At 58.2% G+C, this 20,680-nt stretch carries 22 protein-coding genes; 12 read left to right on the top strand and 10 right to left on the bottom strand.

The features are described from left to right. The first annotated feature begins 8 nt into the window (after positions 1–8). On the top strand, positions 9–497 hold the full coding sequence (locus E8M78_RS21895) for an Lrp/AsnC family transcriptional regulator (RefSeq protein ID WP_137137057.1): 489 nt from the start codon (positions 9–11) through the stop codon (positions 495–497). Positions 498–573: 76 nt separating this feature from the next. After that, the gene (locus E8M78_RS21890) at positions 574–1,131 is read left to right on the top strand and encodes a hypothetical protein (protein WP_137137056.1); all 558 of its coding nucleotides are present in this window, start codon (positions 574–576) and stop codon (positions 1,129–1,131) included. Between the two features lie 41 nt (positions 1,132–1,172). Here the strand turns inward: E8M78_RS21890 and E8M78_RS21885 are convergent, their stop codons facing one another. Then, positions 1,173–2,042, bottom strand: a complete 870-nt coding sequence (locus E8M78_RS21885; protein ID WP_062554262.1) for an NAD(P)-dependent oxidoreductase — start codon at positions 2,040–2,042, stop codon at positions 1,173–1,175. 241 nt (positions 2,043–2,283) lie between these two features. Between E8M78_RS21885 and E8M78_RS21880 the strand changes: the two genes are divergently transcribed. Genes E8M78_RS21880 through E8M78_RS21865 form a run of 4 tightly spaced genes read left to right on the top strand, consistent with a single transcriptional unit; the run spans position 2,284 to position 6,156 of the window. Continuing rightward, positions 2,284–3,255 carry an aliphatic sulfonate ABC transporter substrate-binding protein gene (locus tag E8M78_RS21880; protein WP_137137055.1) on the top strand — a complete coding sequence of 324 codons (972 nt, stop codon included), beginning with the start codon at positions 2,284–2,286 and terminating at the stop codon, positions 3,253–3,255. A 22-nt stretch (positions 3,256–3,277) separates the two neighbouring features. After that, positions 3,278–4,450: an FMNH2-dependent alkanesulfonate monooxygenase gene (ssuD, locus tag E8M78_RS21875; RefSeq protein ID WP_137137054.1), complete on the top strand. Its 1,173-nt coding sequence runs from the start codon at positions 3,278–3,280 to the stop codon at positions 4,448–4,450. A 41-nt stretch (positions 4,451–4,491) separates the two neighbouring features. After that, positions 4,492–5,322: an ABC transporter permease subunit gene (locus E8M78_RS21870; RefSeq protein ID WP_137137053.1), complete on the top strand. Its 831-nt coding sequence runs from the start codon at positions 4,492–4,494 to the stop codon at positions 5,320–5,322. Between the two features lie 9 nt (positions 5,323–5,331). Beyond that, positions 5,332–6,156 carry an ATP-binding cassette domain-containing protein gene (locus E8M78_RS21865; protein WP_137137052.1) on the top strand — a complete coding sequence of 275 codons (825 nt, stop codon included), beginning with the start codon at positions 5,332–5,334 and terminating at the stop codon, positions 6,154–6,156. A 10-nt stretch (positions 6,157–6,166) separates the two neighbouring features. Here the strand turns inward: E8M78_RS21865 and E8M78_RS21860 are convergent, their stop codons facing one another. The 3 genes from E8M78_RS21860 to E8M78_RS21850 form a co-directional block, all read right to left on the bottom strand. Continuing rightward, positions 6,167–6,577: a CopD family protein gene (locus E8M78_RS21860; protein WP_170973514.1), complete on the bottom strand. Its 411-nt coding sequence runs from the start codon at positions 6,575–6,577 to the stop codon at positions 6,167–6,169. A gap of 133 nt (positions 6,578–6,710) precedes the next feature. After that, positions 6,711–7,526 carry a methyltransferase domain-containing protein gene (locus E8M78_RS21855; protein WP_137137050.1) on the bottom strand — a complete coding sequence of 272 codons (816 nt, stop codon included), beginning with the start codon at positions 7,524–7,526 and terminating at the stop codon, positions 6,711–6,713. 98 nt (positions 7,527–7,624) lie between these two features. Next, on the bottom strand, positions 7,625–7,891 hold the full coding sequence (locus E8M78_RS21850; protein ID WP_137137049.1) for an usg protein: 267 nt from the start codon (positions 7,889–7,891) through the stop codon (positions 7,625–7,627). Between the two features lie 309 nt (positions 7,892–8,200). Between E8M78_RS21850 and E8M78_RS21845 the strand changes: the two genes are divergently transcribed. Continuing rightward, positions 8,201–10,375, top strand: coding sequence for an OmpA family protein (locus E8M78_RS21845; protein ID WP_137137048.1), 2,175 nt, complete (start codon positions 8,201–8,203; stop codon positions 10,373–10,375). Positions 10,376–10,432: 57 nt separating this feature from the next. On the opposite strand, the gene mobB is transcribed toward E8M78_RS21845, so the two are convergent. From mobB to E8M78_RS21825, 4 genes are all read right to left on the bottom strand, one after another. Further along, a complete protein-coding gene (gene mobB / locus E8M78_RS21840; protein ID WP_137137047.1) occupies positions 10,433–10,942 on the bottom strand; it encodes a molybdopterin-guanine dinucleotide biosynthesis protein B in 510 nt (169 codons plus the stop codon). After that, a complete protein-coding gene (mobA, locus tag E8M78_RS21835; protein ID WP_137137046.1) occupies positions 10,939–11,562 on the bottom strand; it encodes a molybdenum cofactor guanylyltransferase MobA in 624 nt (207 codons plus the stop codon). Before mobA ends, mobB begins: the two co-directional genes overlap by 4 nt. Before the next feature lie 8 nt (positions 11,563–11,570). Next, entirely contained in the window at positions 11,571–12,443 is an 873-nt protein-coding gene (locus E8M78_RS21830; RefSeq protein WP_246658434.1) for a DMT family transporter, read from the bottom strand. 66 nt (positions 12,444–12,509) lie between these two features. Beyond that, positions 12,510–13,460: a DMT family transporter gene (locus E8M78_RS21825; protein ID WP_137137044.1), complete on the bottom strand. Its 951-nt coding sequence runs from the start codon at positions 13,458–13,460 to the stop codon at positions 12,510–12,512. 226 nt (positions 13,461–13,686) lie between these two features. Here E8M78_RS21825 and E8M78_RS21820 point away from each other — a divergent pair, with 226 nt between their 5' ends. Then, positions 13,687–16,221 carry a HAMP domain-containing methyl-accepting chemotaxis protein gene (locus E8M78_RS21820; protein ID WP_137137043.1) on the top strand — a complete coding sequence of 845 codons (2,535 nt, stop codon included), beginning with the start codon at positions 13,687–13,689 and terminating at the stop codon, positions 16,219–16,221. 88 nt (positions 16,222–16,309) lie between these two features. Here E8M78_RS21820 and E8M78_RS21815 read toward each other — a convergent pair whose 3' ends face one another. Continuing rightward, the gene (locus E8M78_RS21815; RefSeq protein ID WP_137137042.1) at positions 16,310–16,717 is read right to left on the bottom strand and encodes a hypothetical protein; all 408 of its coding nucleotides are present in this window, start codon (positions 16,715–16,717) and stop codon (positions 16,310–16,312) included. Positions 16,718–17,065: 348 nt separating this feature from the next. On the opposite strand from E8M78_RS21815, the gene E8M78_RS21810 reads away from it, so the two are divergent. After that, on the top strand, positions 17,066–17,380 hold the full coding sequence (locus E8M78_RS21810; protein ID WP_137137041.1) for a PAS domain-containing protein: 315 nt from the start codon (positions 17,066–17,068) through the stop codon (positions 17,378–17,380). A 23-nt stretch (positions 17,381–17,403) separates the two neighbouring features. Further along, on the top strand, positions 17,404–17,535 hold the full coding sequence (locus tag E8M78_RS24095; RefSeq protein WP_281405090.1) for a hypothetical protein: 132 nt from the start codon (positions 17,404–17,406) through the stop codon (positions 17,533–17,535). Between the two features lie 96 nt (positions 17,536–17,631). On the opposite strand, the gene moaA is transcribed toward E8M78_RS24095, so the two are convergent. Beyond that, the gene (gene moaA / locus E8M78_RS21805) at positions 17,632–18,618 is read right to left on the bottom strand and encodes a GTP 3',8-cyclase MoaA (RefSeq protein ID WP_246658450.1); all 987 of its coding nucleotides are present in this window, start codon (positions 18,616–18,618) and stop codon (positions 17,632–17,634) included. Between the two features lie 195 nt (positions 18,619–18,813). Between moaA and E8M78_RS21800 the strand changes: the two genes are divergently transcribed. Together E8M78_RS21800 and E8M78_RS21795 are read left to right on the top strand one after the other, a co-directional pair. Next, positions 18,814–19,200: a DUF971 domain-containing protein gene (locus E8M78_RS21800; RefSeq protein WP_137137039.1), complete on the top strand. Its 387-nt coding sequence runs from the start codon at positions 18,814–18,816 to the stop codon at positions 19,198–19,200. 210 nt (positions 19,201–19,410) lie between these two features. Then, complete coding sequence (locus tag E8M78_RS21795) at positions 19,411–20,625, top strand: low temperature requirement protein A (protein WP_137137038.1); 1,215 nt, start codon at positions 19,411–19,413, stop codon at positions 20,623–20,625. Positions 20,626–20,680: the final 55 nt, after the last annotated feature.

Here is a 20,680-nt window from a genome sequence, read left to right as displayed (position 1 = left end):
GAGCGAATATGGACCGTCTTGACCGCAAGATTCTGCGCATTTTGCAGGAAGACTCGACTCTTGCCGTGGCCGATCTTGCCAAGAAGGTCGGTCTTTCCACCACGCCTTGCTGGCGCCGCATCCAGAAGATGGAAGAGGATGGCGTTATCCGTCGCCGGGTTGCGCTGCTCGATCCGGCCAAGGTCAATACCAAAGTGACCGTTTTCGTCTCGATCCGCACCAACAGTCACTCCATGGAATGGCTGAAGCGGTTCTCGGAAGTCATTTCGGAATTCCCGGAAGTGGTGGAGTTTTACCGTATGAGCGGCGATGTGGATTATCTCCTGCGTGTCGTCGTACCGGATATCGCCTCCTATGATGCATTCTACAAGCGGATGATCTCCAAGATCGAGATTCGCGATGTTTCATCGGTGTTTGCGATGGAGCAGATCAAGTACACAACCGAATTGCCGCTCGATTACATGATGCTCGACAATCAGCGTTCCGGCGAGGAATAATGAAGGGATCGGCGATGCATGCCATCGTCGGCCGTTGGAGAGGCCGCTCCTCTGATCGTGGTGAGTTTTGACCCTAATGGAAACGTCCCAGATCGAAGAGCGCCGCATACGGTTTGAGGCCAGGAAACTGGCCGTCGAACTTCTCGTGAAAATCCACCTAGAGCATCTGGAAGGCTCACGTCATCTGGTTATGAACCATTACCGGCTGAACTTCGGTCTGTCGCTCAGTGCTGTCGCCGGTCTGGTAACGCTTTATGCGGCGGCGATCCGTCTGGGTGCCGAGTTGGGAAGCGATCCGGGCAGCCTGATGCGCATTGGATTTGCGCTTCTTGCCATTGGTTGCCTGGTCGCGTCTGCCCTCCTGGCCACCCGTGCGTTGCGAAAGCTTGCATCCAGTTCGGCGCACTTGCTTCGCGACCCTTTTCCCAATGCGGAGGAAGAGCTGGCGGAGATCTTCGAAAACCCGACTGCGGATGAGACCAGCATCGTGCGCAATATCCTGCAGGTGATGAAGTTGAGGGTAGAATCCGAACCTGCGTTCAATCACACATCGGGACGAAATACGTTTCTATTGGTGCTTGGCGTCATCTTCGGACTAGCGCCTTTTGTTGTCGTCTGGCCGCTGCCGATATAGGAGGCAGCCTCGAACTGGATGGGCCCGAGGCTGCGATTTTCTTACTTCTCAAGCCGCGCCAGCAGGGATGAGGTGTCCCAACGGTTGCCGCCCATTTTCTGAACCTCGGCGTAGAACTGGTCTACTAGTGCTGTCACCGGCAGGGTTGCGCCATTGCGCTTGGCCTCGGTCAGGACGATGTCGAGATCCTTGCGCATCCAGTCGACGGCAAAGCCGAAGTCGTATTTTCCTGCGTTCATCGTCTTGTGGCGGTTTTCCATCTGCCAGGAGCCGGCGGCGCCCTTGGAAATGACCTCGACCACCTTCTCAATGTCCATGCCGGCCTTCTTGCCGAAGTGAACAGCCTCTGACAGGCCTTGAACGAGACCGGCAATGCAGATCTGGTTCATCATCTTGGCCAGCTGGCCCGCGCCGACCGGACCCATGAGGCCGACCATGCGGGCATAGGCATCGATGACCGGTTTTGCTGTGTCGAAGGTCGCCTGATCGCCACCGCACATGACGGTGAGTACGCCGTTTTCCGCGCCAGCCTGTCCGCCGGACACCGGGGCATCGATGAAGCCACAGCCCTTGGCCGAAGCCGCCTGCGCCAATTCCCGCGCTACCTCCGCAGAAGCGGTGGTGTTGTCGATCAGAATGGCACCCGGCTTCATGGCGGCAAGAACACCGTCCGGTCCGATGGTAACCGAGCGAAGATCATCATCATTGCCGACGCAGGTGAAAACGAAATCGGCACCTTCGGCGGCTTCTGCCGGTGTCTTACCCAAACGACCACCGAATTTCGATACCCAAGCTTCAGCCTTGGCGGTTGTGCGGTTGTACACAGACACCTCGTGTCCGCCCTTTTCCTTCAGGTGTCCCGCCATTGGAAAGCCCATAACGCCGAGACCGATGAAAGCTACCTTTGCCATTACCCATTCCTCTTTGAGTGCTGGCTTTCATTAGACCAGATTTTCATCCCACGGAAGCACGCGAAATCCAACACGCCGGAAGCGAATAATCATAATAGTCCATAGAATTGAAAGAAGTTATCGTTTGCGTCGTCGAAAAGAGATTTTCTTATGTCGATGCAATTGGTCGTCTATGGGAGCCTTACCTCATCGTTGAATCACCGGGCGCTCGGACGCCGGTTGTAAATCTGGAGATGGGGACATGACTGATTTTTCACGCAGACAGACGCTGGCTCTATTCGGTGGCACTGTCGTCGCTTCCGCGTTCACGCTGACTGGCGTCACACGTGCCGCGACCACGACCATCAGAATTGGTTGGCAGAAGGGCGGTGTTCTTGCCCTTGCCAAAGCAGAAGGTGCTCTGGAGAAGCGTCTCGCGGCCAAGGGTGTGACAATCACCTGGTCCGAGTTTTCCTCCGGCCCGCCGCTGCTGGAGGCGCTGGGAGCCGGAGCGCTGGACTTCGGGCCGACGGGCGATGTTCCACCGTTGTTTGCGCAGGCCGCGCGTGGAAACCTCGTCTATGCCGGAACGTACAAGGGCAGTTCCGAAGGCTCGGCGATTTTGGTCAAAGCGGATTCGCCGATCAAGACGATTGCCGATCTGAAGGGCAAGAAGCTTGCATTCAAGCGCGGCTCCAGCGCACACAATGTCTCGGTGAAGGTTTTGCGCAAGGGCGGGCTTTCTTTGACGGACGTGACGCTCGTCGATCTTGCGCCACCGGATGCTGCAGCGGCGTTCAAGAACGGCAGTATCGATGCCTGGTCGATCTGGGATCCCTACACGGCGGTTGCTGAAGCTGATCCGCAGACGCGCGTGCTGACGACGGCGCAGGGCATTGTCGACAGCTGGAGCTACTTCCTCGCCAACGGCGATTTCGCAAAGGAAAACGGTGCGCTCATTCTCGAAATCTTCGATGAGTTGGCGCAGGTGGGCAAGCGTGCGCAGGCCAATCTGGACAAGACGGTTCCGGCGCTCTCTGCCATCACCGGCGTGCCGGAGGACATCACCCGCAAGACGCTTCAGCGCACAGGCTTCAGTCTCGGCGACGTCGGCACGATCTCGGATCAGGCGATTGCCTACCAGCAAGCGCTCGCGGACGAGTTTTTCGATCTCAAGATCATTCCGAAGAAGCTGACGATCACGGACATCGTCTGGCGCCCGAAGGCAAGCTGAACCCACGAAAGGGAGCGACACCATGTCCAATACGCAAAAACCCATCGATTTTCTGTGGTTCATTCCGACGAGCGGAGATGGCAGCTATATTGGCGCCAGTGATCTGAACCGGGCGCCGGACAATCGCTATCTGCGAGAGATCGCGGTTGCCGTGGATCGCCTCGGTTACAGCGGCGTGCTGTTGCCGACCGGCGTTTCCTGCGAAGAGAGCTTCGTGACGGCTGCCTCTCTGGCGCCTTTCACGGAACGCCTGAAGTTTCTCGTGGCTATTCGCCCAGGCACGGCATCGCCAGCCTACTATGCGCGCCTTGCATCGACGCTGGACCGCATCACGGAAGGTCGGCTTCTGCTGAATATCGTTGTGGGTGGTGCGCCCGCCGAACTGGCAGGTGATGGGATCTTCCTGCCGCATGACGAGCGATACGACCATGCGGAAGAGTTCTTCCAGGTATTCGAGGATCTGCTGGCGACTGGCAAAGCGGATCTGGATGGCAAGCACATCAAGGCCAAGGAAGCCCGTCTCGGCTTCCCCTCGATCCAGCAGCCGCGCCCACCGCTGTATTTCGGCGGCTCCTCCGATGCGGGGATAGAATTCTCCACCGGGCGTGCAGACAAATATCTGACCTGGGGCGAACCGCCGGAGCAGGTGGCGGAAAAGGTGGCGCGTGTGCGCAAATCCGCCGCGGCCAAGGGCAGGGATGTTTCATTCGGAATTCGCTTGCACTTCATCGTTCGTGAGACGGACGAGGAGGCTTGGGAAGCGGCCGACAGGCTGATTTCCAAGCTCGACGACGAAACAATCGCCAAGGCACAGGCGCATTTTGCGACCGCGTCGGATTCCGTTGGACAGCAGCGCATGGCGGCTCTCCATGGTGGCCGACGCGACAAGCTTGAGGTTTCCCCGAACCTCTGGGCGGGAATCGGGCTTGTGCGCTCCGGTGCAGGCACGGCGCTGGTTGGCTCACCGAAGACCGTGGCAGCACGGCTGCGCGAATATCAGGAGATCGGCATCGAGACGGTGATTGGCTCCGGCTATCCGCATCTGGAAGAGGCGTACCGGGTGGCCGAACTTCTGTTCCCGGAATTGGGAATTACCACGCTTCCGCAGCGCACAGGCTTCGGTAGCGAGTTTTCCCAACGCACGGTCTTCGCCGGTGGTGGGCACCAGACACTGCGAGCAGTGGCGGCTTCCTGAAGCCTGCTGCATTGAATTGAACCCGGTTTGAGGAGACTCTCATGGCACTTGCCGATCTCACGTTCAGCCGCACGCTGAAGCAGACGAACAAACGCATCCCTTCCTTCCCAAGACTTGGCCGCGCACATGTTCTTCCGCTTGTCGTGCCTGTGACCCTGATTGCGCTATGGCAGCTGGGATCCTCGACCGGGTTCATATCCGACCGGATCATGCCGTCACCGGTTGCGGTTACGCAGGCCTTCTGGAGCGAAGCCGCGAGCGGCGACCTCGGGCACAATATCCTGGTCAGCGCCGGACGCGCGCTGGCGGGTCTTCTGGTCGGTGGCACGATTGGTTTCCTTCTGGGCATCATCAATGGTGTCTCGAAGCTTTCCGAGCAGTTGACCGATACGACGCTGCAAATGATACGCACGATCCCCCATCTGGCGCTTATTCCGCTGGTCATCCTGTGGTTCGGGATTGGCGAGGAAGCGAAGCTCTTTCTGACCTCTCTGGGCGTGCTGTTCCCGATCTACCTGAATACCTATCACGGCGTGCGCAACGTGGACCGGGATCTGTTGGAGATGGGCCGGATCTACGGCATGAGCCGTTGGTCTCTGTTCCGCAAGGTCATCTTCCCCGGCGCGCTTCCCTCCATCTTCGTCGGCCTGCGCTATGCGCTCGGCATCATGTGGCTGACGCTGATCGTATCTGAATCCATCGCAGCGTCTTCCGGTCTCGGCTACATGGCCAACAACGCTCGCGAGTTCATGATGACGGACGTGGTTGTGCTGGCGCTTGTGATCTATGCGCTGCTTGGCAAGCTTGCCGATGTCATTGCACGCCGCCTGGAAGGCTGGACGCTTTCCTGGAATGCAGCCTATCAGAAGTGAGGATTAGCGATGTCTCTCCATATTCATGAACGTCCGGCAAGATCACCTTATTCTAGCAGCACGCATGGCGCCACTCGTCCTGATGCTGCATCCACGACAACGCAGGCGGTCTCTCTCCATCTACGTGGCGTTGAAAAACGCTTCGGTGACAATCAGGTTCTGCGTGGTATCGATCTCGACATCGAAGCCGGGCAATTCGTTGCTATTGTCGGGAAAAGCGGCTGCGGGAAAAGCACACTTCTGAGATTGCTGGTTGGTCTTGATCAGCACACTGGAGGCGATATCTCGTTTCACGACGAGTACGGCAATTCTGCCAAGGCCGACGCGCGCATCGTTTTTCAGGAACCGCGACTGCTGCCCTGGTTCAACGTTGCCAAGAATGTGGCGGTGGGTCTGGGCGAGGGTATCGACAAGGACGAAGCCCGGACGAAGGCGCTTGCAGCGCTGTGGGAGGTACACCTGCGCAACAAGGCGGAGGAGTGGCCCTCCCAGCTATCGGGCGGTCAACGGCAGCGCGTTGCTCTTGCAAGGGCGCTTGTCAGCAGGCCCGGCCTTCTGGTTCTGGATGAACCGCTTGGCGCTTTGGATGCTCTCACGCGCATCAGCATGCAGACCCTGATCGCCCGCGTCTGGCGGGAACTGGGTTTTACCGCCGTTCTCGTTACTCACGACGTGAGCGAGGCGGTGCATCTGGCCGACCGGGTGATCGTGCTGGGCGAGGGCAGGATCTCGCTAGACCTCAGCATCCCACAGCCGCACTCCCGTAAACACGGAGATGCTGAGCTGGCGGAACTGGAAGGTCAGTTGCTTGAAGCTATCCTGAAGGATCGTTGAACGGCACCGATCAGAAGGGTTTCACGATCGCCAAGAGCACAATGATGATGGTGGAAACCAGCACGATGGGCATACCCGCGCGCACGAAAGCCGGGGGATCCAGAAGCGGATTCGCTTCCATTCGGCGCAACCAGGCGCTCTGCATGCCATGCAGGGCCGACAGCATAATGACGATGAGCAGCTTGAGGTGCAGCCAGCCGCCGGAGAAACCAATGTAACCGAAGGCGAGGATGAGGCCGAAGATCCATACGCCCGCAAGAGCGCCCGTCGTGACAATGCGATCATAGCGCCGGATCGCAGTAATGACGCCGCCACGAATGGGAGCCGGCACCATTGAGATGACGAAGGCATTGATCAGCATTCCGCCGATCCAGATGAAGTCCGACGCGACGTGCAGGGCCTTGAGGAGGAAATAAAGCATAAGTTCCGTTCCAGATCGGCGAGGCATGATGGGATAGACGATCCCGCATGGCCACGGCCGGATGGTCAGCCGTGGCGGTTCGCGCGCAATCTAGATCGGTTCCAAACAAATTGGAATGGCTGGAACGGAGAGTTCAGCCTTTCAGGCGAGCAATCACCAGATGTCCTGGCGTCGGATTGCCGTCCTGCATGCGGACGTTGATTTCGGAAATCTCGATCAATTCGAAACCGGTGGCGGCAAGGCGCTCGCGCACATAGGTTTCCGCATGGGCGAAGCGCTGATGCGGGCCAACCATGTAGGAGCGACCAGCGAAAACCTCGTCCGGTAATGTCTCCGACGAGAAGACGAAGATGCCGCCTTCCACCATGTTTTCCGCCGCGCCGAAGAAAAGTGGTTCCAGCGCACCCAGATAGGGCAGGACATCGGTTGCCGTAACGAGATCAAAGGCTTCATCGTCGTTATCTTCGAGAAAATCCTCGACTTCCGCAACGTAAAGCGTCTCGTAGAGATCCTTCTCGTGGGCGATCTCAACCATGTTTTCGGAGATGTCGATGCCGGTGATATCGTCCACCATGTCTCGCAGGGTGCCGCCGGTAAGGCCGGTGCCGCAACCGAGATCCAGCATGCGCTTGAACGGCCCGAGCTTCAGATCCTGCAGGCGTTGACGCACTAGAACAGGCACCGCATAACCCAATTGCTCGACAAGGATATCCTCGAAGCTTTCGGCGTGCTGGTCGAACAGCGTCTCGACATAGGCATCCGGTGCCTTGGGGGGCGTTTCCCCGCGACCCATGGCCGCGATGCGGACGGCCGCGCCGCCATGATCATCTGGATCGATGTCCAGCACCTGCTGGTAAGCCGCGACCGCTGCATCGATCTCGCCCGCCTTTTCCAGCGCAAGCGCACGGTTATAGGCTTCCGCCAGCGCTTCTTCGTCGATCTTGCTCATGGCTGCCTCTCGTCAAAACTTCGTCTCTAGAGAGGCGGCTTTAAGCTGAAGGTCGCCGGAAGGCAAGCGCAGGCGGCATTTGCCGAGATTTCATGCCCTCAATGAATGATAAATTCGCCCTTCAGAGCACGCCATTCATTAGCTGCTATGAGTTTTCGATGTACATAGCGCACCGAGTGCAATGGCCCGTCCAGCTTCTCCTGCCAGAATTTTAGGAAGGTCTTCATTTCAGGGAATTCCGGGGCAAGATCGTAATGCTGCCAGATATAGGTCTGCAGCAGGTTCTTGTGGTCGGGCATACGATAGAGGATCTGGGCCGTTGTCATGCCGTAGCCCTTCAGCATCAGTTCCATTTCAGGCGTCATTCTGTGGCTCCGTAACGTCGATCTCTTCAGCGGCAAATTGCGGTTTGCCAAGAAGATTGGACCATTGGAGCCTTAACCGAAGCTTAAGGTCAAGACGCTAGATCGCGCTTATTATTGTTTGTATTCAAAGTCTTAGCACTCAATCTGAATGGCTGCTGCCAGAGTGATTCATTGCCGGTTCAGGCGGCACGGCGCCAAGTTCCCTCTGGAACAAAGTACAGACCTTCTCGTTGGTGCGAGCCGAATGCCCCTGAAAAAGAAGGGTATCGGCAAGGGACGACCGACTGATAACGCAGTTAGGGAGCAATCATGCCCAAGCGTACAAGACTTCTCGCCAGTGTGGCGATGCCATTGATTTCCATCAGCCTTCTGGCGCCCGACGTGCATGCCGCAATGCCGGGTATCCAGCCGCCTGCACAGGGCATCCAGTCCGAAATTATTCACGTTCAGGCTCCACCGTCGGGACCGGAAAGTGCAGCAGGCGAGGAAGAGCAGAAGAAGCGGCGCCCGCCGCCAGAGGCGCAGGGCGCAGGCCCGCGTGGCGAGCCCGAGCAGTCACGCGGCGCACAAGGTGGTGCGCGTCCAGAGCGTCCCGCCGCTGAACCGCAAGCCGAACCGCAGGGCCGCCCGCGCGGAGAGCCCCAAGGGGAGCCCCAAGGGGAGCCCCAAGGGGAGCCGAAGGGAACGCCTCGTGCCGAACCGCCGCGGCCCAAACGAGCTGAGCCGCCTGCGGAAGCACCTGCTCGTGCAGCGCCCGAGCCCAAGACAGAACAGCCTAAAGCAGAGCAGCCGAAACCAGAAGCTAAGCCAGAGCCTCAGAGAGAGCCGAATCCGCAGGGCGAAAATCCGCCACGTCGCGAGCCGAAAGCTGCAGAGCCGGCACCTGCCGAACGTCCTGCGCCGCCAGCCGAGCCAGCGCAGCGGGCAGCGCCACCGGCTGCACCTGCGCAACGTCCGGGTGCTGAGCGTCCTGCGGGAGAGCGCCCAGCAGGTGAACGTCCAGTCGGCGAGCGTCCTGCAACACCGCCCGCTTCCGGCGCGCAGCCGCCCGCTCCACCTGCTCCTCCAGCAGCACCCCCAGTAGTTCCGCCTGCTGCCCAGCCACCAGTTGCACCTGCGCCGGGTCAGCCGCCGGTAGCGCCGGGCCAGCGTTCCGACGCTCCAGCTGTTGTACCGGCTCCCGGTCAGGCAGCAGGTCAGCCTCCTGTTGCTGCGTCACCGACCACGCCTCAGGAAATCGAGCGAGCAAAGGCGATTGCCAACAATCCTGCTCAGGCTCAGGGGCCGGTGGTTCTACCTGTCCAGAATGGTGCCGCTGTGCTTGACAGTGCCAAGGAGGCGCCTGCCGCTGCCGCAGCACCAGGCCAGCCCGGAGCACCGGCCATCCCTGGTCAACGTCGAGATGGTCAGCGTCTCGGTATGCCTCCGGCGCAAGGTCAGGCGCAGGCGCCCGCACCAGCACCGACAGCTCCGCTGCCACCACCGCCTACATCCGATGCCGCTGCCCAGGCAGCCGCGCCGGGTACGCAACCGGCAGCACCCGTTCGCATCGAATCCTTCTCGCGCGTTCAGGGTGAGAGATTGCGCGAACGCCCACGCTTCGAAGACCCGCGTGGCTGGGATGACGTACGCCGTGCCGATGATGGCCGCGTGATCATTCAGTTCGATAACCGGACGTTCGTTCGCCATGACGATAGTGAGCGTTTCATCAGTGACGGCTATCGTCCAGAATATGACCGCCTGCCGGGTGGACGCACACGTGAGATTTACGAGCGTGATGGTGGCGTGCAGATCGTCACGATCCGCAATCGTTATGGCGATGTGATCCAGCGTTCCCGCGTCGGGCGTGACGGACGGGAAATCATCCTGTTCTATGCGCCGGAGCTTGCCGACGAACGGGCCGACCGCGACTACCGCTGGCGCGATCCGGGTGCGGAATTGCCTCCGATGCGCCTGACGATTCCGGTCAACCAGTATATCATTGATACGACCAGCGATCCGGATCGTGACTATTATCGCTTCCTTGAACAGCCGCCCGTCGAGCGGGTGGAGCGGGTCTACTCCGTCGATGAAGTGCGTTACTCGGCCCGTATCCGTGACAAGGTTCGCCGTATCGACCTTGATACGATTACCTTTGCAACGGGTAGTGCGGACATTCCGATGAACCAGGCGTCCAGCCTGCGGAAGGTGGCGGACGCCATCACGAAGGTTCTGGATCGCGATCCATCCGAAACCTTCCTGATCGAAGGCCATACAGATGCTGTCGGCTCGGATGAGAGCAACCTCGTATTGTCCGACCGCCGTGCCGAATCTGTTGCGCGGGTTCTGACGGATGCTTTTGGTATTCCGCCGGAAAACATGGTGACGCAAGGCTATGGCGAGCGCTACCTTAAGGTCGCGACCCAGGGGCCGGAGCAGCAGAACCGTCGCGTGACGATCCGCCGTATCACCGCGCTGGTAAAGCCAGTGGCGCAAAACCGGTAAAATCGGCCTAGACTACTATAGAGAGCCGCCGCGCAGGGTTGCGGCGGCTCCCTCATTTCAGCCCGTCAATCGTGTTGTCTGAACGATGAAGTCGACAACGGTGTGGGTATCGTCCAGATCAAAAACCGGTAGGGCGGTGCCTTCGACAGCATGATCCGCAGCAATGGCCAAGATAAACGGATCGCTGGGTGCCAGTGGTTCGCGCTTGGCTGCCTCAAGGCGGCGTGCTTCGATCTTCGGGATCGGTTCGCGCTTGTAGCCTTCAATGATGACGATATCGCACGGGGCGAGGCGGGAGATGATCTCTTCGAAGCTGGGCTCATCGGCGCCACGCAATTCGTGCATGATTGCATACCGCGTGCCGGAAACAAGGGCGACCTCTTGCGCGCCTGCCTGTCTATGACGGTAGCTGTCTGCGCCAACCTTATCGATATCGAAATCATGATGCGCGTGCTTGACGGTCGAGACGCGATAGCCGCGGCGTGTCAGTTCCTCCACCACGCGCACGGCCAGGCCCGTCTTGCCGGAGTTTTTCCAGCCCGCAATACCGAACAACTTTGGGTTCATGGCATGAACTCCACATAGCGATGCGCCAGCCGAAGGTCTTCCGGCGTATTGACGTTGAAAAAGGGATCAACCGGTCCAAGCGGTGTCTCGATTTCGGGAAAGTCAACATAGGCAGTTTGATGGCTGGACAGGAAGGTTTTCACGCGCGGATTTTCCGGACCTTCCAGAAACGCCTGCAAATCATCGACCAAACGGATCGGCCAGAAACCGACAACCGGATGCAGTGTTCCTTGCGAGGTTGCAATCACGATGCTTTCATCGGATGTCACTGCGGTGTTTAACTTTGCTGCAAGATTCAGCGGCATGAAGGGGCTATCGATCGGCACCGTCAGGACATGGTTCATGGGATGGGGCGCGCTTGCGGCGTGGCGCATGGCGGCAAGAATTCCGGCAAGCGGTCCACGATGGCCCTCCAGCGTATCCGGCACCAGGGGAAGCGACGTCTCAAGATCGTCCGGCGCGTTGAGGAACACGGAGAGGTTCTGATGACGAAGCCGGGCGGCCACGCGATCCACCAGTCTGGTTCCCGCCAGTAAGACCTCGGCCTTGTCTCGACCCATCCGTCGGGAAAGCCCCCCGGCGAGGATAACGGCGACGGCTGGCGCGGAAGGCAGGGGCATTTGCGTTCTCAATTGGGTGTCTGCGTACTTTTGGCAGCGGGCGTTTCCCGTGCGCGCTGTTTCTCACGGTAGAAGGCATAAAGCCCCGATGCAACGATGAGACTGGCACCGAGCGTCATGTAGCCGTCCGGTCTCTCCTGAAACAGATAGTAGCCGAGGCTTAGCGAGAAGATGAGGCTCGTGTAGCGAAATGGTGCGATGAAGGAGATGTCACCCGTTCGCATGGCGCCGATGATTGAAAGATAGCCTGCGATAATGAAGCAGGCGGCAACGATGATGATCATCACCGAATGGCTGCTGACCGGCATCCAGCCGCCCATGGGAACGATGAGGACAGCGCCGAAAACTGTGTTGGTCAAGCCGGCAAACAGCGAGACCAGCAGGGTCGGGATTCCTGCATTGATGCGGCGTGTGGTGAGATCGCGGCCGGCGGTGAAAAAGACGGTGATCACCGCCAGCAGGGAAGCTGGCACGAAAGCTTCCGGGCTCGGCTTCAGGATGATGATGACGCCGATAAAGCCGACGATGATGGCCAGCCACCTTCGCCAGCCCACCGGCTCCTTAAAGAAAGCCCAGGCACCGAATGTGACCGCCAGGGGAAGCGAAAGCAGGATGGTAGCAGCCACAGACAGATCGATGTGCGAAAGCGCGCTGATATAGGTGATCGTTGCGCCGATTTCGAAGCCTGAGCGGAGGATGACGGCGCGGTTGAACATGACCCGAAACTGCCCGAGAATCCCGTAGGACCAGGCCATCGCGGCGAGAATGACGGCGGTGGCCAGCCCTCTCAGAAAGATGATCTGCGCGATGTTGAGATCGAGGGTGATGGACTTGATCAGTGCATCATTTGTCGTGAATGCCCCCATCGCGATTGTCATCATCAAGGCTCCGCGCGAATTCGGCGAAAGGGGCATATTCCATTCCTTTAGTCAGCTGTAATAAGCTGTCTAATCCATGGGAGAGAGCCGCGCCAGACGTTTGGAGCCGGGAGTTTTCATTCGTCTGATGACGTTCCACAGGTTCAAGCTGGAAAGGCTGCCGCCATTGCTAGCTAAAATTGTGACGAGGCCTGCCAGAATCACCAGCACGCTTCCGGCGAGAAGCATCTTGTTGGGTTGTTCCCCGAACACCAGTGTGGCCGCATAAAACGAGAAAAGGAGGCCGCAATATCGGAAGGGCGCGATCCTCGTAACACTGCCCAACTGCGATGCCTTGATGATCGCTATGTATCCGATCAAAACGCAGAGGGCTGCAGATGACAGCAGGAGGAAAACGAACAGCGACGGGATGGGTATTGCGCCGCTGGCAAAACTGACTGTACCGCCCAACAGGATGTTTGCGATGCTGGTAGACATTGCGAGGGAAAGCACATTGGCGTCATGACAAAAACGACGCGTTACCAGTTCTCGCCCAGCGGTAAAGAGGACCGAGATCAATGCAAGCAGAGCGGTCGAACCAAGGTGAATGGAATGCGGGTTGAGGATCAACAGGACGCCCGCCAATCCCAGACCAAGCGCGACTGAGGTAGGAGCATTCGACTTTTCACCCAGCAACAGCATACCTCCCAGCGCCATGAAGAGAGGAAGGGACTGGCTGATGGCGGCGGCAGTTGACAGGTCTCCGACCCGTATAGCGGTGACATAAGTCATTGCGGCGCCGACATCCAGAGCCGCGCGCAGCAGGCCGCCTTTGGCAAAGCCCTGTTTCCAGGAGGCATCGCGCTTGATGCAGATCAGGCAAACTCCAATGACGAGAGCAACCATAGCTGATCTGTAAAATAATATATCAAACGTCGATAGGGAGTTGTTTATCATCTTTATGATCGAATCGTTGAATGTAAAACATAAAGTTGCTAATATCATACAAAACATATCTGCATTATTTCTTACAAAATACATTTAAAAACTCCATTTTAAAATGGAGGTAGCATTAATGTTTGTTAAGGCGATTATCAACGGTTTCCATGAAATCTCAGGTTGCTGTTATTCGGTCAGTTTTCTCTGTCGAATTAACTATTGCTCAATAGCTAATCAGCAAAGCTTCGTTTCAAGCTCCCGCATGATGAGGGATGGCCGTGTACCGCCGCCCATGAATGGACGCGCCGAAGTTGCACGAGGAGGTGCAATGTCGTTCCTGGATCGTTTGTTACAAAGCCGCCGTATCGTTACGAAGGTTCTGCTGTTTGTGGTTCCCCTGATCCTGTTGATCGCAGGTGTGGGGCTCGCTGGTTTCTACACTGCGCGCATGCTCAACGGGCATATGACTGTGACGCGCGCCACCATCGAGAACATTGGCGATTTCGAGCGGCTGCAGGCTTCCCTTCTCGGGTTTCTTGCCCAGCCCAGTAACGCAAGCCTCAAGGCGTTGAACGATGCGATTGCCGAGCAGGAAAAGGGCGTGAACGTTCTTGAGAGTCTCGTGGTGACGCCGCAGGACCGAGAGCGCCTCGCTGTCGTGCTGCAGACAGCTCCAGTCCTCAAGCAATCTACCGCCGGACTTTGGGAAATCGAGCGCAAGACCACCCGCACTGAACAGACCATGGAGGCCAGCGTGGACGAGATCCGCGCGCTTGCCGGTGCTGTGAGCGCGCAGTTCGAGACTGTGCGAAAGGAAGGCGAAAGCAAGGAGAAGTTTGCAAAGGGCGCGCTTTTTGATGCCTATGCGCTGAGAACAACAGCGGCCCGCATGGACAGCCTGTTCGATGCGGTCAAGAACATCACGAATGACGAGGCTCTACCACGTGCCGCCGTGACCTATATCGGCGTTCTTCGCAAGGATTTGCCGAAGCTCGAGGCAAAGGCGACGACGAAGGCCTTGAGTTCGCTCTCGACCCTCAAGGACAAGCTGACCGCCATTGAGACGATCGCCAAGAGCGACCAGCCTGCCTCCGACAAGGCGAGCGCCATTCGTGACGCGATGGCTGCTCTCCAGCCAGTTCGCGATACCTATCTGATGACGGCGAACCAGAACACGAACACGGCGGCGGACCGATTCGCGACACTGGAAGACGACTTGCAGATTAACCGCGCGCTGGTTGGTCAATTGACGGAAGCGTTACGCCTGAACGACATGTTGCAGTTGCATAGCGAACGTTTGCGTGTGGCTTTGACGAACAGTGCACGCGAGGAGCTTCTGTCCGACATCCGTGCGCTTCGTTCAACCAGCGAAAAGGTTTCCGACCTTGGGAAGAAGAACCCGACGATGCGGGATTTCGCATCTCTGGTCACACCGATCCTCGACACTGTCGAAAAGCAATCCGCAACAATGCTGGAGCTGGCAGGGCAGTGGAAAGCCGCACGGGTGACGACCGAGAAGCAGTTGCTGGATGGCATGGCCGGTCTAAAGAATTTCGTTGCGCAGGCTCAGGAGGCTGGCAAGCAGGATAGCGAACGCTCCGCAAACCTGTCCATCGCCGCAACAGTGATCGGCACCGTGCTGGCCATCATCGGTGCCCTGATGCTGGTTGAAACGCTGCGGGCGCCGCTGCGCCGCGTTACCGAAATTATGACCCGCCTTGCAAGCGGCGATCTGGAAGTGCGCATCGAGGGTCGTGAGCGCGGCGATGAAATCGGCGATATGGTTCGTTCCGTCACCGTCTTCCGCGATGCCGCGCTGGAAAACATCCGGCTGGAGCAGGAAGCCTCTGCCGCGCGCGATGCCACGACTGCTGAAGCCGAACGTCGAGCTGCAGAGCGTGCAAAGGTTTCGAATGAGCAGCGCATGGCGCTTTCGGCCCTCTCCGACGTTCTGCATCAACTTGCTGAAGGCAACTTGCAGGTCGAGATGAACGAGAATCTGCCAGCCGATTTCGTCGATATGGCCCGTACCTATAACGTGGCCGTCCGCACGCTTTCAGCGACGCTCGCAGACGTTCGATCGGTCGCAGCTGACATCAACAGCGGGTCCAGCAATCTGGCCAGCTCCGCGGATGATCTGGCGCGGCGTACGGAACAGCAAGCCGCCGCACTGGAACAGTCCACGCGCGCCCTGAGACAACTGAGCGACATCGTCAAGTCGACGGCCGGCAGCGCGCAGCGCACGTCAGACTCGGTCAACCAGACGGAAGCCTTCGCGGTCCAGTCCGGTCAGGTCGTGACCAACGCGATCACTGCCATGGGTGAGATCAGCCGGTCTTCTGAAAAGATCAGCACGATCATCGGCGTGATCGACGAGATTGCGTTCCAGACGAACCTGCTTGCGTTGAATGCGGGCGTCGAAGCGGCGCGTGCAGGTGAGGCAGGCCGCGGCTTTGCGGTCGTGGCACAGGAAGTGCGCGAACTGGCGCAGCGATGCGCGAATGCGGCCAAGGAGATCAAGGGTCTGATTTCACAAAGTGCACAACAGGTAACCAATGGTGTGCATCTGGTAGAGGAGACAGGTGAGGCGCTCAGCCAGATCATCTCCCACGTCAGCACAGTCCAGAAGCTGGTGGCCGATATTTCGTCCGCTACGCGCGAGCAATCCTTGGGTATTGGCGAGGTGAGCCAGGCGCTTGGCGAGGTCGAGCTCATCACGCAGCGCAACGCTGCGATGGTGGAGGAAAACAATGCTGAAATCCACGGGCTGAGAGGCCGTGCGGTGGCGCTTGCTGAAAAGATCGAGCACTTCCGCGTTGGAGATGCCGGTGGCGGCCAAGCGCGGCGTGGCTGGGCCGCCTGATAGCCTAGGCTTTGTGCAATCATCTGAAGGGTCGGCTTCATCGTGCGGCCCTTTTGTTTACGTCGAATTTTGGAGGCCTGCGTTTCGCTCAGATGGGGCGAATGCGGCGAACTTCATCCCCGGCAAAGAGGATGAGGTATCCGCCTTCAGCCTCGCTTTGGCGCGCAAGCTCAGTGAGCATTGAGGCGTAGTGGCCCTGTTGCCAGGCTTTGCCAATGCTGGGATCGACAAGGACAGTTCTCTGGGCTCCCTGACGATAGACCATCATGTGACAGTCGAGCGGGTTCCACGCGTCATCCAGTGCCGGGTCGGTCAACCAGTCGCACTGAAATTCCCGGCAGGTTCGGGGGCGCTTATCATAGGCCCGGCAGCCAAAGCCGTCGATGCAGTGGACGCAGTTGACGTTGGCTGGCTTGTCGAGTTCATCGATATCCGGAAGACGGCAGCAGAGCGTGCATCGGGCGCAACTACGCGTCTGGAAACTGACTTCGGGCATCTTGGCAACGCATCCGCTAAACTTCGCTGCCGTCACAACACAAATTCTCAACCAGTGGAAGTGGATCTTTATATTTAGCAGGTAATTAGATACTTACGGGTTGTGATCCGTAAGTTGTTACTCGCTGGGATTTCAAGCTTATGGCCATTCGTCACCTGTTCAGTGCATCCCGCCTTCCAACGAGATGGCGGCGATTTCCCACTCACAGGCCATGATGGGGTTTGATCCGTCTGGCAAGATTCTCCATGCTAATGAGAATTTCTGCAAGGCGCCGGGTTACGAGATTGGCGTGATCATTGGCTAGCATCACCGGCTTTTCTGTACTGAGGCGCTCCGATCTTCCGAAGAATGCCGCCGGTTCTGGCCGAGCTTTCCGCAGGAAAATTCCAGCACGGCCAATTCCTTCGCCAGACAAAGACGGGGGACGATGTCTGGATCGAGGCGGCCTACAATCTCGTCATGCAAAACGGCAGGGTCGTGCGCATCCTGAAGATTGCGGGTGACATCACCGCCGGCAAGTTTGCGGCTCAGGATGACGAGAATCGTCTGACCGCGATCGACCAGAGCCATGCCATCATCGAGTTCGAGCGCGATGGCAGAGTGGTCAAAGCGAACGAGAACTTTCTCGCTGCCATGGGGCATCAGCTCAGCGAGATCGTGTGACAGGTCAAGGACACGGAGCTGACGTGGTCGCGATCTCCCAGGCCTCTCGCGAACAGGCGACAGGTATCGCCGAGATCAGTTCAGCGGTGAATGTTCTGGATCAGACGACACAGCGAAATGCTGCAACGGTGGAAGAGGCAAATGCGGTCGCGTAATCCTTGGCGGAAGAGGCCCGCGCGCTCTATGAGCGGATTTCAGGATTCCTCATCCAGCAACCGCACAAGGGGCTGTCAGACGGGCCTCTTGAGGCATCAGCCGCCGGTGACACTCATATGCCGGCTGACGGCGGGCCGGTTGTTCCGGTCGATGATAAAGTCGTGGCCTTTCGGCTTGCGCGAGATCGCCTCATCGATGGCTGCCGAAAGATAGGCGTCATCTGGGGATGCCCGCAAAGCGGTGCGCAGATCGGCCGCATCGTTCTGCCCAAGGCACATGTAAAGCGTTCCCGTGCAGGTGAGCCGAACGCGGTTGCAGCTTTCGCAGAAATTATGGGTCATCGGAGTGATGAAACCAAGCTTGCCGCCGGTTTCCTGCACCGTGACATATCGTGCCGGACCGCCTGTCTTGAATGGGATATCCGAAAGGGTGAACTGTTCTTCGAGCGAGGTTCGCACCTGGGAGAGCGGCAGATATTGGTCCGTGCGATCCTCTTCGATCTCACCCATCGGCATGGTTTCGATGACCGTCAGATCCATGCCTCGCTCGTGGGCAAATCGCAGCATCGATGGGATCTCGTGCTCGTTGAACCCTTTGAGAGCGACTGCGTTCAACTTTATCTTCAGGCCCGCCTTGCGAGCAGCTTCAATGCCTTCAAGAACCTTTTGCAAGTCGCCCCAGCGTGTGACAGCCTTGAACTTGTCCGGATCGAGCGTGTCGACGGAGACGTTGATGCGCCTGACGCCGCAATCGTAAAGCTCTTTTGCATAGCGCGTCAGCTGCGAGCCGTTTGTCGTCAGGGTCAGTTCCTCCAGTGCACCCGATTCAATGTGCCGACCCAGCGCCCTGACGAGGTACATGATGTTCTTTCGCACAAGCGGTTCGCCGCCTGTGAGGCGCAGTTTGCGCACGCCCTTGGCAATGAAGGCGGAACAGAGCCGGTCCAACTCCTCCAGTGTCAGAAGATCCCTCTTCGGAAGGAAGGTCATGTTTTCCGCCATGCAATAGGTGCAGCGGAAATCGCACCGATCCGTCACGGACACACGAAGATAGCTCACCATGCGGCCGAAGGGGTCAATCATTGGATGCGCATTCGTGCGCAATGGCGTATGGGTATCGTTGGGATTGACCAGACTGTTCAAGGCGCGTGTCCTCCTTCGCGGAAGATGGGACTTGCTGTGACATGCGTCAAGGCGGATGGAAATGGTTTTGACAGAAGATGCTTGAATGGTCACCAACATCCGGACCAGCAAGCATAGAGATGCGGAATAAACGATATGAGTGATGCAAGCGACTCTTCCTGGCCGACCGAAATCAAGGTGGCTGCCGACAAGCGCAGCCTGACAATCAGCTTTGATGATGGGACTGCTTTCGCCGTACCTGCGGAAATGATGCGGGTTCTATCTCCCTCAGCGGAGGTGCAGGGGCATGGACCCGGGCAGAAGGTAACGGTGCCGGGCAAGCGGATGGTGGGCATTCGAAACGTTGTTGCCGCCGGTAATTATGCGATCCGGATCGCGTTCGATGATGGTCATGACAGCGGCATCTTTACCTGGAAATACCTGCGAGAACTGGGTGAAAAGGGACAGGATCTGTTCGCGGAATACGAACGGGAACTGGCCGCGAAGGGAATGAACAGGGACACACCCGGCATCGCCCGCTAAAGCGTGGCGCAATCTTTCAGATTCGCTCCTGACGCTTTAACTATTTGTTTTGTCGCATGTCGTTATCGCAAAACCGCTGCACACTTTTGCGCGACATGCGCTAGCTTCAACGAAGACAGATCAGATTTGATGGAACCTTTAAGCCGCTAGTGATTTGACGGGCGCACGGCTTCGTGCTTTTCCCGACCTCTCATTGAATGCTTACGTTTCATGGCGCACACCGACATCAAATCCGACGACCATTGGGTCAAGGACAGCGACCAGCGTGAACGCACTGTCGGGTTTCCCGAACTGTTCTTCGACCTCGTCTTCGTCTTCGCACTCATCCAGCTTTCCCATTTTATAGTCGAAGACTTTACGCTTGCGGGACTGACAGAAGGTGGCGTTTTTGCACTTGCCCTCTGGTGGGTCTGGATTCATACGGCCTGGGTTACGAACAGGCTGGACCCGGAGCGCATGCCGGTTCGGGCGCTGCTGTTCGGCCTCATGTTTCTCGGCCTCCTGATGTCCTCGGCCATTCCGAAGGCGTTCGAGGAACGGGGCCTGATGTTTGCCGCGACCTATGTCGCCATGCAGTTGGGCCGGTCACTGTTCGCAATCTATGCCTTCAACGGCGTTATGGAAAATGTCCGCCGCAACTTCGTGCGGGTTTCCCTCTGGTTTGCTTTGTCCGCAATCCTATGGATCTGGGGTGCTCTCAGCGACCCGCATGCGCGACTGATCATCTGGTATGGCGCCCTGCTATTAGAGTTTTTGGCTCCCGAGCTACGGTTCTTCGTACCCGGCTATGGTCGCTCTACAACCGAAGACTGGGACATATCCGGCGAGCATATGGCCGAGCGTTGCGGATTGTTCGTCATGATCTGTCTTGGTGAGTCGATTCTGGCGACGGGTCGCAGCTTCTCGGATCAAGACATCACTCCGTTGATCGTTGTCATTCTCGCCGGCTCGTTTCTGACGACTGGCCTGATGTGGTGGATCTATTTCCACTTCGGCCACGAAAAGGCATCGCAGGAAATCGAGGAATCGGACGAACCGGGAGAGGTTGCGCTGCATGTCTTCACATACGCTCACATTCCGGTCGTTGCCGGTATCATACTCTGTGCCGTTGCTGCCGAACACCTGATTGCGCATCCGGTTGAAACCGGCGGATTGGCCAGAGCGCTGGTTATATGCGGTGGCCCGATGGTGTTTCTGGCTGGGAATCTCTGGGTCAAGCGAGTGACCACCGGCTATATGCCCTGGTCGCATATTGCCGGTATCTCATCCCTTCTTGCGCTTCTTCTTGTGACGCAGGGATGGGTAACCCTGTGGACCGCTGCGCTTGCCGTGTGCATCCTGCTCGCCGTTGCGATCTGGGAATACAGGCGGCTGGCACGTATTCCCCATGAGGCGGATGAAGTAGGAGAACTGCGCGGCGAGTAGAGCACAAGAACGCGCTTGCAGCCCCGGATCGCGTGATCTACTCCAGTGATGCAAC

It is taken from the genome of Rhizobium sp. FKY42, from assembly GCF_005222835.1.
GTDB lineage: Bacteria > Pseudomonadota > Alphaproteobacteria > Rhizobiales > Rhizobiaceae > Neorhizobium.
This window is presented reverse-complemented; position numbering and strand designations above follow the sequence as displayed.

Coding starts and splice junctions, on each gene's coding strand:
- E8M78_RS21895 (WP_137137057.1), top strand. CDS start 9: ATGGACCGTCTTGACCGCAAGATTCTGCGCATTTTGCAGGAAGACTCG.
- E8M78_RS21890 (WP_137137056.1), top strand. CDS start 574: ATGGAAACGTCCCAGATCGAAGAGCGCCGCATACGGTTTGAGGCCAGG.
- E8M78_RS21885 (WP_062554262.1), bottom strand. CDS start 2,042: ATGGCAAAGGTAGCTTTCATCGGTCTCGGCGTTATGGGCTTTCCAATG.
- E8M78_RS21880 (WP_137137055.1), top strand. CDS start 2,284: ATGACTGATTTTTCACGCAGACAGACGCTGGCTCTATTCGGTGGCACT.
- ssuD (WP_137137054.1), top strand. CDS start 3,278: ATGTCCAATACGCAAAAACCCATCGATTTTCTGTGGTTCATTCCGACG.
- E8M78_RS21870 (WP_137137053.1), top strand. CDS start 4,492: ATGGCACTTGCCGATCTCACGTTCAGCCGCACGCTGAAGCAGACGAAC.
- E8M78_RS21865 (WP_137137052.1), top strand. CDS start 5,332: ATGTCTCTCCATATTCATGAACGTCCGGCAAGATCACCTTATTCTAGC.
- E8M78_RS21860 (WP_170973514.1), bottom strand. CDS start 6,577: ATGCTTTATTTCCTCCTCAAGGCCCTGCACGTCGCGTCGGACTTCATC.
- E8M78_RS21855 (WP_137137050.1), bottom strand. CDS start 7,526: ATGAGCAAGATCGACGAAGAAGCGCTGGCGGAAGCCTATAACCGTGCG.
- E8M78_RS21850 (WP_137137049.1), bottom strand. CDS start 7,891: ATGACGCCTGAAATGGAACTGATGCTGAAGGGCTACGGCATGACAACG.
- E8M78_RS21845 (WP_137137048.1), top strand. CDS start 8,201: ATGCCCAAGCGTACAAGACTTCTCGCCAGTGTGGCGATGCCATTGATT.
- mobB (WP_137137047.1), bottom strand. CDS start 10,942: ATGAACCCAAAGTTGTTCGGTATTGCGGGCTGGAAAAACTCCGGCAAG.
- mobA (WP_137137046.1), bottom strand. CDS start 11,562: ATGCCCCTGCCTTCCGCGCCAGCCGTCGCCGTTATCCTCGCCGGGGGG.
- E8M78_RS21830 (WP_246658434.1), bottom strand. CDS start 12,443: ATGATGACAATCGCGATGGGGGCATTCACGACAAATGATGCACTGATC.
- E8M78_RS21825 (WP_137137044.1), bottom strand. CDS start 13,460: ATGTATTTTGTAAGAAATAATGCAGATATGTTTTGTATGATATTAGCA.
- E8M78_RS21820 (WP_137137043.1), top strand. CDS start 13,687: ATGTCGTTCCTGGATCGTTTGTTACAAAGCCGCCGTATCGTTACGAAG.
- E8M78_RS21815 (WP_137137042.1), bottom strand. CDS start 16,717: ATGCCCGAAGTCAGTTTCCAGACGCGTAGTTGCGCCCGATGCACGCTC.
- E8M78_RS21810 (WP_137137041.1), top strand. CDS start 17,066: ATGCCGCCGGTTCTGGCCGAGCTTTCCGCAGGAAAATTCCAGCACGGC.
- moaA (WP_246658450.1), bottom strand. CDS start 18,618: ATGATTGACCCCTTCGGCCGCATGGTGAGCTATCTTCGTGTGTCCGTG.
- E8M78_RS21800 (WP_137137039.1), top strand. CDS start 18,814: ATGAGTGATGCAAGCGACTCTTCCTGGCCGACCGAAATCAAGGTGGCT.
- E8M78_RS21795 (WP_137137038.1), top strand. CDS start 19,411: ATGGCGCACACCGACATCAAATCCGACGACCATTGGGTCAAGGACAGC.